Here is a 12166-nt window from a genome sequence, read left to right as displayed (position 1 = left end):
CAGGAGGGTGCTGAAGCCTAACCTGGAAGCGCCATGTGGACCCCGACCACCCGGCGGCAGCATAGCCGCGCGGGCCTTCGCTATGAAACTGACCTCACCGATGCCGAGTGGGCGGTGATCGCGCCGCTGATGCCGAGGCCAGCGCCCTGTGGCCGGCCTCCGCTCTGGACGACACGGGAAGTCCTGAACGCCATCTTCTACGTTCTGAGAGGTGGGATCTCCTGGCGGATGATCCCCAAGGATCTGCCGCCGCGTTCGACCACGTTCGGCTACTTCAGCCGCTGGCGCGACACAGGGCTGTTCGGCCGGATCAACCATCACCTCGTCATGGCCGATCGCGAGCGTGTCGGGCGGGAAGCCTCGCCGTCTGCAGCCGTGCTCGACAGCCAGACCGTCAAAACGATGGAGAGTGGCGGGCCGCGCGGCTACGACGCTGGCAAGAAGGTCAAAGGCCGCAAGCGCCAAGCTCTGGTCGACACGGACGGGCGTGCGCTCGTCCTCGATCCGCAACCTGCCGACGTGCAGGACCGGGACGGAGCCGGTCCGGTCCTGCGCCTGTCGCGCCGGACCTTCCCGTTCATCACCAAGGCCTTCGCCGACGCCGGCTATGCCGGCGACAAGCCAGCGAGCGCGACGATCATCGCCGTGGAGATCGTGCGCAAGCCGCCGGATCAGGTTGGCTTCGCTGTTCATCCACGTCGGTGGGTCGTTGAGAGGTTCTTCGCCTGGATCAGCCGCAACCGACGCCTCTGGAAGGATCCGGAAGCGACCCTCGCCTCCGCACGAGCCTTCCTCTACGCCGCAGCCGTCATGATCCTCGTCAGACGCCTCGCCCGATCAGCCTGACTTCTCGGACGGACTCTTAGAAATTTCGCAATCGCCATCGGTAACGGTCGGCTCTGTCGCTGCCGTCGCACGACGGGCCACGCCTGCAAAAGTGTAGTTATGCGTTCGGAAACCGATCATCACCCCGCGTGGTATCCGGCGCGGGATGCCGTGTTCGTCTGCACACCGCACGGACCAGCGGCTGCTCCGAAGACGTCAGTCAGCCGCGTCTCTCGCTGCGGGGTCGGGCTTGCACTGTCCTGGAGCATCGCAGCTTGCGCGGTCGGGCCGAACTACGTCCCACCCGAGGACCCGCCGGTCAGCCGCTACACCAGGGAGCCGCTGAAGAACCCCTCGGCCGCCGATGCCGTACGCACCCGGCAGGGCGGTTCAGCCTGCGGGCGCTCCAGGCCGACGCGAAGGCGGTGGCGGCCGCGGATGCCACGGTGAGCGCGACGAACCAGAGCCTCGGCCTGATCCGCAAGCAGTACACCGCGGGCGCCGTCACCTCCTCGCAGGTGCTGATCGCCCAGCAGGGCTACCTCTCGGCCCTGATCACATCGGCGGGCGCCCGAGCGACGCAATACGCCGACACGGCGGCCCTGTTCGTGGCGCTCGGCGGCGGCTGGTGGAACCGGACCGACGTGGCGCCACCGCCGCCCGAGAAGGATCCGCTGAAGATCCTGTGATACGGGCGCCTGCGGCCCGCTGGCAGTAATTTCTCAGAGGCCGGTCCGCAGGGCCAAAGTTTAGAACGGCTTGATGTCCCAGCTGCCACGTCAAACGTCCGCTATGGAGGAGCGGCTTGCGCGACTTGAATGACCGAGATGGGCGCAAAGCCGAACGGCCGGTTTTGCGCGCGATGGCGATGCGGCGTGACGTAGTCTGGCCGTAAGCGGAATGGCTGGTTCCGAGCAGGGCCACCCGAGAAGCGGACGGCCCTTCATCGACCCAACCTGGCTGCCTGGATCGGCATGGGCGTTTCCCATGATCGGTTATTCGTCGGCCCTCTGGCAGGCTCGGTTTGGGGTGGGTCAGTGCGCATTGATGGCAAGTATTGAAGCGGGCGTGCTCACCGCAAGATAATGAGCTTTTGATCCGCGAGGCGAGCGCTTCCTTGGCGAACAGTTTGGTCAATACCTGCATGCCGGGAGCGAGATGCCCGTAACCGACCGCTGCGTTTGCCTCGTCGCCGGTGATGACCAATACCTTGAGGAATGGCTGTCCCTCGCGACCCGCGTCAGTCATCTGCCGTCCGTTCATTCCCCCTGGTACTCTGCGATTTAGCCGATCTAAACCGTTGCAGTCGCATGTGCATCGCAACGCTGGCGAGCTCTGGCTTATGGCATCGACAGTAGCTGTAGGTTGACCAACACAAAGTGGTTAAAAAGTAATAAAGATAGTTAGCATTAGGCTAAATTTTATCTTTTCTCAATATTACATATCATATGTTTGCGTTATACTAGGTTTGTGCCAATAATATGCGAATGGGTAAGGCGGATAACGGCATAAATACACGTATTTTCATGGATTAAAGTAGATATTTGCTCGCTGGCAACAGAGCCCCTGAAGGATTTAGCGTTTGTATGAGCTTGAAAGTAGGAGCGGATGCGGGATAGCAGGTCCGCTGACGCAACACTGTCGACGCCAGCACTCGCCTCAATAGCGCGGTCGAGGACTAGCTGTCCTTGTCGTGCCGACGTCTCTAGTTCGTGAACGAGGTCTGGTTGTGCCGCCAGTATTGGAGCCGCAAAATTGGCTTTGAGTTCATAAACCACAGACATGGAAATAGCGCGTACGGTCGCTCCATGTGGCGCGCCGGTCAGTAGACCAATCTCACCGATGTAATCGCCTGGTCCAATGCGTCCCACGATCGAGGCTTCTGCATCCGCCGTTCGCGAAACCTCCAGCACGCCCGAGTTCACGATAAAGAGTGAACCGTCCTGGTTTCCTTCGGCGAACAGAACATCGTCTATGTTCAACGTGCGCTTGATAGTCCCTGCGGCAAAGGCAGAAATTTGTTCGGATGTGAGGAAAGGCACCGATGGAGGGTCGCTTGCAGGGATTGGGCGAGGGCTAGTCCGACCTGCAGGTCTATGCGCTCAGCACGGATGAAGCGGGGGCGAGCATCTCGTCAGCGCCGGGGCCACGATCGCATGGATCTTGATCGATGACTGAATCGTATTCAGTGGTGCGGTAAAACCGAGCAGGGCGTCACGTGGCTGCACCATGGGCGTCCGCCTGCATACAAACCCTACCGATCTGGTCTAGCGTCACGCCCTCGAAACAGTCTTCGCCGCCAACGCGCCCACAGACCTGAAACGTCTGATTGGCGGTCAACGCAGATGTGCCCCGGTATGTGAACTGACGCGGAACATGGCCGAGCAACCGAGCTGCGAGGTTCATCAGGAGTGTCGCCTGAATGGGCCCATGTACGACTAGATCCGCGTAGCCCTCCACCTCGGTGGCGTAGGGTCGGTCGTAGTGGAAGCGATGACCATTGAAGGTCATCGCGGAGTAACGGAACAGCAGCGTGGGCGTCGCCACGATCGACAGCGCCTCGGCATAAGCGGATGGTACGTCCTCCTGCGGCGGTGCCGCGACCGATGATGCGCCGGGCTGAGCTCGGTAGACGATGTCCTGCCGTTCGCGGATGGCGACGCCCCGTGCCGTCGACAGAACGTGGTCGACCGTTACGAAGCAGAGGCGGCCGCTGCGGCCCTCCTTTAAGACGACGTCCCGCACGGTTTCGCGTCGCGTCACCACGTCATCCAGGCGCAGGATGTCGAGAGTTTCGACCACGCCACCCGCCCACATCCTTCGCGGCAAGGGCACCGGCGGCAGAAACCCGCCTTTGGCCGCGTGTCCGTCGGGCCCAAGGGCGTCGCCCGGAGGCGTCTCCGGGGCAAGGCACCAATGGAGTGCCGGCGGAGCGACATCCCCCTTCCCCGGTGCCAGTAGCTGCCCGAACGTGGCCTGGAACGCATCGAGGATGCGCGGCGTGATCCGATCCGCCTTCTCACGCGACCGACCGATCCAGGACCGCAGATGGTCGATGCCCGCCGGCACCGAGCTGCCTTTCGTGAGATCGTCCCTCATCGCGTAATCCACCTCTCGTTCATGGGTCAAAGCCGTCCGCCCGCCCGAGGGCCGGGACTGGACCGTAGGTGCGCGCCTCGCCCTGCACGACCGCGGCCGGGGCCGGAAGGACGACGGGACCGGCCGGAGTGGCCACCGTGATTCGGCGCAGGTGCGGGTGGCTCGACAGAGCCGCCATGTCGTTGACTGACGCGAACGCGATGTCTGCCGCCGTCAGTCGGGCTGTCGCCTCGATCTCGTCGAGACCCGCAAAGGCGCCCGCGACCAAGGCATCTGTCTCGGTGCGATTGCGCGTGCGTGCGACGTTGGTGGCGAAGCGCTCGTCCCTGGCCACCGTGTCGTCGCAGAGGAGCAGGGCGCAGAACTTCACCCATTCCCGATCGCTCTGGATCGAGATCAGAATCCGCTTGCCGTCCCGCGTTCCGAACACGCCGTAAGGGGCGATCGACGGGTGGGCAAGGCCGACCCGCTTCGGGGGCCGCCCACCCTCGTGATGCAGCAGGGGCACGGTCAGCCAGTCGGCCATCACGTCGAACATCGAGATGTGAATATTCGCGCCGCGGCCGGTGATGCCGCGAGCAATCAGCGCCTCCAGGATCGCCGCGTGTGCGGTGGCGCCCGTCGCGATGTCCACGATCGAGATGCCGACGCGAGCCGGCTCGTCCGGTCCCCCAGTGATCGAGGACAGGCCGGACTCGGCCTGGATCAGCAGGTCGTAGGCCTTGCGGCTCGCAAGCGGACCCGTCTCGCCGTAGCCGCTGATCGAGCAGGCGACCAAGCGGGGATAGTCCCGGCAGAGGGTCTCGACCCCGAACCCCATCCGATCAAGCGCGCCGGGCTTGAGGTTCTGCACGAGCACGTCCGCCCTGGTGATCAGATCACGCAGTACGCTTCTGCCCGCGTCCGTTGCGAGATCGAGAGTGCGGGATTGCTTGCCGCGGTTGAGCCAGACGAAGTAGCTGCTCTGCCCGCCAGCGACGATGTCGTCGTAACCCCGGGCGAAATCGCCTTCCGGCCGTTCGACCTTGATCACCCGCGCTCCCGCGTCGGCGAGGCGGGACGTACAGAACGGTGCCGCCACCGCCTGCTCGATAGCGATAACGACGAGACCGTCGAGGGGAAGCCGCGCCGACATCAGAACGACCGCGGCAGGCCGAGGATATGCTCGGCGACGTATGACAGGATCAGGTTCGTGGAGATCGGCGCGACTTGGTAGAGACGAGTCTCGCGGAATTTGCGCTCGACGTCGTACTCCGCCGCGAAGCCGAAGCCGCCGTGGAACTGGATGCAGGCGTTGGCCGCCTCCCAGGATGCTTTCGCCGCGAGGTACTTGGCCATGTTGGCCTGGGCGCCGCAGGGCTTGTGCGCGTCATAGAGCCGGCAGGCCTCGTAGCGCATCAGATTCGCGGCTTCGATCTCGATGAAGCTCTCGGCGATCGGGAACTGCACGCCCTGATTCTGCCCGATCGGACGGCCGAAGACTTGGCGATCCTTCGTGTAGGCCGTGACTTTATCGATAAACCAGTAGCCATCGCCAATGCACTCGGCCGCGATCAGCGTGCGCTCGGCGTTGAGCCCGGTGAGGATGTACTTGAAACCCTGTCCTTCCTCGCCGATCAGATTTTCGGCGGGGATCTCCAGGTCGTCGAAGAACAGTTCGTTGGTCTCGTGATTGACCATGTTGAGGATCGGCCGGACGGTCATGCCCTTCATCTGAGCCTCGTGCAGGTCGACGATGAAGATCGACATACCCTCGGATTTCTTGGCGACCTCATCTAGCGGAGTGGTGCGTGCGAGCAGGATCATTAGGTCGGAGTGCTGAACCCGCGAAATCCAGACTTTCTGCCCGTTGATCACGTAGCGGTCGCCTTTCCGCACCGCGACGGTCTTGATGCGGGTCGTGTCGGTGCCGGCGGTGGGTTCGGTCACGCCCATTGACTGGAGGCGCAGTTCCCCCGCCGCGATTCGCGGTAGGTACTTTCGCCGCTGCTCCTCCGAGCCGTGCCGGATCAGGGTGCCCATGTTGTACATCTGCCCGTGACAGGCCCCCGAGTTGCCGCCTGAGCGGTTGATCTCCTCCATAATGACGGAAGCCTCGGTGAGTCCGAGGCCCGAGCCGCCGTACTCATCCGGGATCAGGGCAGCCATCCAGCCGGCACTGGTCAGCGCATCGACGAATTTCTCGGGGTAACCACGCGCCTCGTCGACCTTGCGATGGTATTCCGCCGGAAACTCAGAACAGAGGCTTCGCACCGCGTCACGGATGTCGCTGTAGCTGCCATGATCGATCGTCTGCATAAGGCACTCCCTGGACTTTTGTCGTCCCGATTTACGCGCGCTCGCATACCTGCCGCACGAGGATGTTCGGCGTGACCCGTGCGAGGGTGATCCGGACGCTCTTCATCCGGGACTCTTCCTCAGTCGCGGCCTGGTTATTGTCGGCGTCGCCGTCGTGCTTCCCACGGGCCCGGGGCATGAAGCGGCCCGCCCGACTGGTGTCACTCAGCAGCCCTCGGTTGCGGACGGACCCCTTGCGTCCGGAGCTGGTCCTGAGCGCTGCTGCGATCAAGGCTCGGAGCGGAAGTACAGTCGATCGAGAGCAGATCCTCGCGAAGGCCGGATACCGGACGACAGCGCATCGTCCAACGTCGTCCCGCTCCGCGCTGACCAATCCGGTCATGGGGTATCCTCAAGCCCCGGGGACGGCTCGGACGCAGTCGATGACCGTCCCGTCCCGATACTCAACGACGGCCACGATCCGGCCGTCATGGCTCCGGTCCCTCGGTGGGACGGGCGCCAGTTCCGCCGCGCGGTCAGCCAGCGCATCAATCGTGGTGAGCGGCAGCCCAGCCGTACGCAGCCGCTCGGCCAACTCCGGGCGACGCGGGTTCACGGCGATCCCGCCATCTGTCACCACGACGTCCACCGTCTCGCCTGGCGTGGTGCGCGTGGTGACGCGTTCAACCACCTTCGCGTGGCGCCCGGCAGTGAGTGATGTGGTGATCAGCGTCAACTTGGCGCCCGCCGCGGTGTCAGCATGTCCTCCAGACCCTCCCAGGATAACGCCGTCAGTCCCGGAGGTGACATTGACATCGAAGGCACGGTCGATCTCGGCGGCGCCGAGGATCGTGGCATCGATCCGGTTGACGACGCAGCCCCGGTTGTGCGGGTTGGCGTACATGGAGGCCGACATGGTCTGGTGTGCCGCGCTGCGGCAAAAGCTGTCCACCGCCGCGTGATCGAAAGCCTGCACGTCCATCAACGCGCGGAACAGCCCGGCGTCGAACATCTCAACGAGGCCCGCCGTGATGCCGCCCGCCGCGAAGCTTCCCTGGATACCCCGCTCGGTCATGATCCGCCCGAGGTAAGACGCGGCCGCCAGCGAGGCGCCACCCGCCCCCGTCTGGAACGAGAAGCCGTTCTCTAGGAGACCGGAGGCCGCGATGACCCGGGCGGCGGTGTCCGCGATGCCGAGGGCCACCGAGTTCGTGGTCGCCATTGTCGTGCCCGAGACGATCTGCGACGGGTCGCCGATCGAGGCCACAGGCACCACGAAATCTACCCAGTCCTGGCCGATCTCGATCGGTACTGCGGGGTAAGGCACCAGGGTGTCGGTGATCGCCACCACACGTTCGGCCCCTTGAGCGTCTGTCACTGCGTAGCCGAGCGGGCCACAGGCTGCCCGCCCGACAGCGCCGGTGAGATTGCCGTAGGTGTCGGCAGTGGGCGCGGCGACGAAGGCTACATCGATCCGAAGTTCCCCGGATTCGACGCAGCGCGCCCTGCCCCCGTGCGTGTACATCAGCACCGGACGCGGCAGGAGGCCGTGCGAGACAGCCTTCGCTAGGGGGCCGTAGATGGTACTCGCGGCGAGCCCTGTAACGACGCCGGTGCGAATATGCTCAATTAACGGCGCGTGGACCGGGAAGAGCGCGCTCGCGGCGACCGTGATGTCTCGTAGTCCCGCGCGCGCCACCGCGTCGAGCACGTGGTTCAGTACACCGTCGCCGTTGCGGAGATGGTGATGGAAGGAGATCACGGCGCCGTCGCGCAAGCCGCAGGCGCGGATCGCGGCGTCGATATCCGGCAGGACTTTGTCGCCGCCAGGTCGAGCGGCGTGCACCATTCGGACCGCACGCATCAGGGTGCCGAGATTGTCGAACGCACCCGTGAAGGGCCGAACCGTCCCATAGCCGGCAATCTCGGAGGGAAGCTCGCGGATCGTGTCGGCCATCAGGGGCTCGCAGACGCCAGGATGTCAGCGGCACGGCGCACCACCGGCGCGTCGATCATGCGCCCGTCGAGTTCGAATGCGCCGCGCCCCTCCGCTTGTGCGGCGACGTTACCCGCCACGACGCGGCGCGCCCAATCGATCTCGGCCGCCGTCGGCCCGAAGCCTTCGTTGAGTATTCCCACCTGCGCCGGATGCACGGCGAGCGAACCACGAAAGCCGAAGCGTCGGGCTCGTTCCACCGTCGCGCGAAAGGCGTCGAGGTCCCCGTAAGCGCCGATGCTGTCGATGAAGCCGAGGGGGAGAATGCCTGCAGCGCGCGCCGCCCGCAGGATGGCAAAGCTCGGCACTAGCAACGTGTCGGGATCGGGCACGCCGCCCATCGCGGCGGCGTAGTCCTCGGGGCCTAGGGTCATGGCCGCGATGCGTGAATGCGAGGCGATGGCGTCGAGATGTGGGAACGCCGCTGGCGTCTCGACCTGCAGGACGAGGCGCACGCCACCCCGCGGCATACCTCGCTCGGCCTCGATCGCGGTCACCGCGTCCGCGACTTCCGCGACGTAGCCTGCATTCTCGACCTTCGGCACGACGAGCGCGGTCAGGCCCGGCACCACTGCGGCCTCAAGGTCGCGCACTAGGTCGCGCAGGCCGTGATTGACCCGCACCATCGCCGCCGCGCCGTCGCGGGAGACCGCGGCGATTGAGACGGCGAGCTGGTCGCGAGCGCCGGGTTTCTCGCCGGCCGGCACGGCGTCCTCCAGGTCGAGGACCAACCCGTCCGCACCACGCGTGTGGGCGCCCGCGACGAAGCGCGGCACGTGGGCCGGCACGAACAGCAAGGAGCGCCAGCGCGGTGCCGTCTCCGGCGTCGAGGTGCTCATGCGCGTCTCCTCATAGCGCCCCCAGCGCCCTGGGCAGCCACAGGGACAGGCCGGGCCAGTAGGTTACGAGAGCGAGGAAAGCCAACATGGTCAGCAGCCACGGCATCACGGCGACGGTGAGTTCCGAGATGCCCATGTGAGCGATACCGCTCGCGACGTAGAGGTTGAGCCCGACCGGCGGGTGGCACAGACCGACCTCCATATTCACCGCCATGATGATCCCGAAGTGAATCGGATCAATGCCGAGCTTGGTCGCGATCGGAAACAGGATCGGGGCCATGATCAGCAGGATCGAGGACGGCTCCATCACATTGCCGGCGATGAGCAGGATGATGTTGACCACGAGCAGGAAGACGAGCGGGCTGAAGTTCATCGCGATCAGCCACGCCGCCATCGTCTGCGGGATGTTCTCCGAGGTCATCAGAAACGAGAACAGTACCGCGTTGGTGATGATGTAGAGCAGCATCGCGCTCATGTTGGCCGAGGCCAGCAGCACGCGGGGCACGTCGGAGAGCTTCAGGTCGCGGTAGACGAACACCGCAATCACGAAGGCGTAGACCGCCGCCGTGGCCGCCGCTTCGGTGGGCGTGAAGATGCCAGCATAGATGCCGCCGATCACCATCACCACGAGGAACAGGCCCCAGGCGCTCTCGCGGAAGGCGCGCAGGCGCTCAGCCCAAGACGCCCTCGGCATCCGGGGATAGCCGCGCTTCTTGGCAATGATAAAGGTGACGGCGGCTAGCATGGCCGACAGCACGATGCCCGGCATCACACCGGCCAAGAACAGGTTGCCGATCGAGGAGTTCGTCGACACCCCGTAGAGCACGAGGATGATCGAGGGCGGCACGAGGATGCCGAGCGCGCCCGAGGTGGTGATGACGCCGGCGCCGAAGCGCTTCGGATAGCCCTCCGCCACCATCGCCGGCAGGATGATCGAGCCGATCGCCACCACCGTGGCCACGCTCGATCCCGACACAGCCGCGAACAGCGCGCAGGCGACCACGCCGGCGAGGCCCAGTCCCCCCGGCCAGTGGCCGACGAGCGAGGTGGTGAAGTTGATCATCCGCTTGGCGACGCCGCCGTGTGCGAGGAAATTGCCGGCCAGAATGAAGAACGGGATCGCCATGATCGAGAAGTTCTCGATCCCGGTGAACAGCTTCAGGGCGACGCTCTCGATCGGCACCTGGGTCAGGGTGAACAGGAAGGTCAGCACCGTCAGGCCCAGCGCGATCGAGATCGGCATGCCGGTGAGCATGAGGGCGATGAGCAGCCCGAAGATAATCAAGCCGCTCATGCCGGGCCTCCCTCGCGGCCGAGCTGGATTGGATCGACGCCCTCGACGGTCTGGACCCCATCGACATGGGCGTGGTCACGTGCCGGGAGGTGCCCGGTTTTCCAGTAGCTCCACGCGACCTGGAGGAAGCGGAAGCACATCAGGTAGGAGCCGAGCGGGATCGCGAGGTAGACGATCCAGACCGGGATCTCCATGTCGGGTGTCGTCTGGTCGGTGTGGCTGATGCGCCAGACGAAGCTGGCGCCGAGGGTGCCGACGATCCCGGTGAACAGGGCGCCCGCCGCGAGGCTAATCAGGACCATGATCCGGCGCGCCCCCGGCGGCAGGCGGTTGACCAGCACGTCGACGCCGACATGGATCCCGGTGCGCACGCCGTAGGCCGCGCCGAACTTCGCGACCCAGATGAACATGTAGATGCACAGTTCCTGCGACCAGCCGAAGTCGATCCGATCGGTGTAGTCCTGAAGCGCCGGGATGCCCGACAGGAACCGGTGCACCACCGTGGCGAAGGTGATGACGGTCGCGGCCGCCATCAGCGTTCCGATCAGCATCTCTTCGAGCCGATCGAGAAGTTTCAGCAACATGGTCGGTCCGGTCGGCGCTGTGGCGGGATCAGTTGTTCGGCGCAGCCTCGGCTTCTTTGTTCAGCGCCGTGACGAGGTCCTTGCCGACGCGAGACGCCATCTCGCGCTGGACCGGCGCCAACGCCTTGCGCCACGCCGCGTTCTCGGCATCGGTCGGCGTGTAGACTTCGGTCTTGCCTGTAGTGCGGATGTCGGCGAGCGCCTTCTCGTTCTGCTTGTCGGCGATTTCGTGCTCGTAGGCCGTCGCCTCCTTTATCGCGCCCTCGAGCGTCGTGCGGATGTCGACGGGCAATCCGTCCCAGAAGCCTTTGTTCACGATGACTGCGTAGCCGACATAGCCGTGATAGGTCAGCGTGGCGTGCTTCTGCACCTCGTTGACCTTCTGGGTCGTGATGTTCGAGGGCGGGTTTTCCTGGCCGTCGACCACGCCGGTCTGGAGGGCTTGGTAGAGCTCGGAGAAGGCTAGGACCTGCGGCAGCGCGCCGAGCTGCTTGAACTGCGCTTCCAACACCTTCGAGGACTGAATCCGGAACTTCAGGCCCTTCACGTCCTCCGGCCCGTGCATCGGCTTGTTCGCAGTGAGGATCTTGAAGCCATTATCCCAGTAGCCAAGGCCCTTGATGCCCTTGGACTCGAGCTTCTTGAACAGGCCTTGCCCAATCGGTCCGTCCTGCACGCGCCGCAGCACCTGCTCATTCGGGAAAATGTAGGGCAGGTCGAAGGCCTCGTACTCCTTCACGCCGAGGGGCCCGAACTTGCTCGTCGACGGCGCCAGCATCTGCACGGCGCCGAGCTGGAGCATCTCCACTTCCTCTTTATCCTTGTACAGTGTGCTGTTCGGGTAGATCTCGACCTTTACCGCGCCCTTGGTGCGTGCCTCGGCGAGTTCCTTGAAGCGCTCGGCGCCCTGACCCTTCGGCGTGTCGGTGGTCGTGACGTGGCTGAACTTGATGACAATTGGGCTTTGTGCCGCCGCCGGCGCTAAGAGGGTGAACGCACACGCAAGCGCGCTTAGAATGTGGGCCTTCATCAACGCCTCCCGAAGTGACTCCGCGTCATCGCGCGGTTTGTATTTTGGATAGCCTTACAGCCGACGCACCATGGGGCAAGTCCTGAAGCCGGCCTCGCACTGACGGATCGGTCGCGCTCCCCAGGGTACGGATCTTGGTATCGGCCATGACGGTTTGGTCCTGGCCTAAAGCACAAGCGCACTTGATCCGTCTCGGATCGGTGTCGAGGCTAGAACGGGGCG

The 12166-nt window shown here is 64.6% G+C and carries 11 protein-coding genes; 2 read left to right on the top strand and 9 right to left on the bottom strand.

Annotation, left to right across the window (positions count from 1 at the left end; genetic code table 11):
- Positions 1-33: 33 nt before the first annotated feature.
- Positions 34-846: an IS5 family transposase gene (locus MKK75_RS00740; RefSeq protein WP_244040726.1), complete on the top strand. Its 813-nt coding sequence runs from the start codon at positions 34-36 to the stop codon at positions 844-846.
- 425 nt (positions 847-1271) lie between these two features.
- Complete coding sequence (locus MKK75_RS35985; protein WP_313901823.1) at positions 1272-1514, top strand: hypothetical protein; 243 nt, start codon at positions 1272-1274, stop codon at positions 1512-1514.
- A 768-nt stretch (positions 1515-2282) separates the two neighbouring features.
- Here the strand turns inward: MKK75_RS35985 and MKK75_RS00725 are convergent.
- From MKK75_RS00725 to MKK75_RS00685, 9 genes are all read right to left on the bottom strand, one after another.
- Positions 2283-2867 carry a cyclic nucleotide-binding domain-containing protein gene (locus MKK75_RS00725; RefSeq protein WP_244040724.1) on the bottom strand — a complete coding sequence of 195 codons (585 nt, stop codon included), beginning with the start codon at positions 2865-2867 and terminating at the stop codon, positions 2283-2285.
- A gap of 172 nt (positions 2868-3039) precedes the next feature.
- Entirely contained in the window at positions 3040-3924 is an 885-nt protein-coding gene (locus tag MKK75_RS00720) for a MaoC family dehydratase N-terminal domain-containing protein (RefSeq protein ID WP_244040723.1), read from the bottom strand.
- A 19-nt stretch (positions 3925-3943) separates the two neighbouring features.
- Positions 3944-5059: a CaiB/BaiF CoA transferase family protein gene (locus tag MKK75_RS00715; RefSeq protein WP_244040722.1), complete on the bottom strand. Its 1116-nt coding sequence runs from the start codon at positions 5057-5059 to the stop codon at positions 3944-3946.
- Positions 5059-6222, bottom strand: coding sequence for an acyl-CoA dehydrogenase family protein (locus MKK75_RS00710; protein ID WP_244040721.1), 1164 nt, complete (start codon positions 6220-6222; stop codon positions 5059-5061). The genes MKK75_RS00715 and MKK75_RS00710 overlap by 1 nt, the downstream gene beginning before the upstream one ends.
- 391 nt (positions 6223-6613) lie before the next feature.
- The gene (gene citF, locus MKK75_RS00705; protein WP_244040720.1) at positions 6614-8158 is read right to left on the bottom strand and encodes a citrate lyase subunit alpha; all 1545 of its coding nucleotides are present in this window, start codon (positions 8156-8158) and stop codon (positions 6614-6616) included.
- Positions 8158-9036: an HpcH/HpaI aldolase/citrate lyase family protein gene (locus tag MKK75_RS00700; RefSeq protein WP_244040719.1), complete on the bottom strand. Its 879-nt coding sequence runs from the start codon at positions 9034-9036 to the stop codon at positions 8158-8160. The genes citF and MKK75_RS00700 overlap by 1 nt, the downstream gene beginning before the upstream one ends.
- Positions 9037-9046: 10 nt before the next feature.
- Positions 9047-10330 (bottom strand): TRAP transporter large permease, encoded by a 1284-nt coding sequence (locus MKK75_RS00695; protein ID WP_244040718.1) that lies wholly within the window; start codon positions 10328-10330, stop codon positions 9047-9049.
- A complete protein-coding gene (locus MKK75_RS00690) occupies positions 10327-10914 on the bottom strand; it encodes a TRAP transporter small permease (protein WP_244040717.1) in 588 nt (195 codons plus the stop codon). The genes MKK75_RS00695 and MKK75_RS00690 overlap by 4 nt, the downstream gene beginning before the upstream one ends.
- A gap of 28 nt (positions 10915-10942) precedes the next feature.
- Entirely contained in the window at positions 10943-11944 is a 1002-nt protein-coding gene (locus MKK75_RS00685; protein ID WP_244040716.1) for a TRAP transporter substrate-binding protein, read from the bottom strand.
- Between the last annotated feature and the right edge of the window lie 222 nt (positions 11945-12166).

Origin of the sequence: Methylobacterium sp. J-030, assembly GCF_022829545.1 — a bacterium.
Classification (GTDB): Bacteria; Pseudomonadota; Alphaproteobacteria; order Rhizobiales; family Beijerinckiaceae; genus Methylobacterium.
Note: the sequence above shows the minus strand (reverse complement) of the source record. Positions and strands in the feature narration are given on the sequence as shown.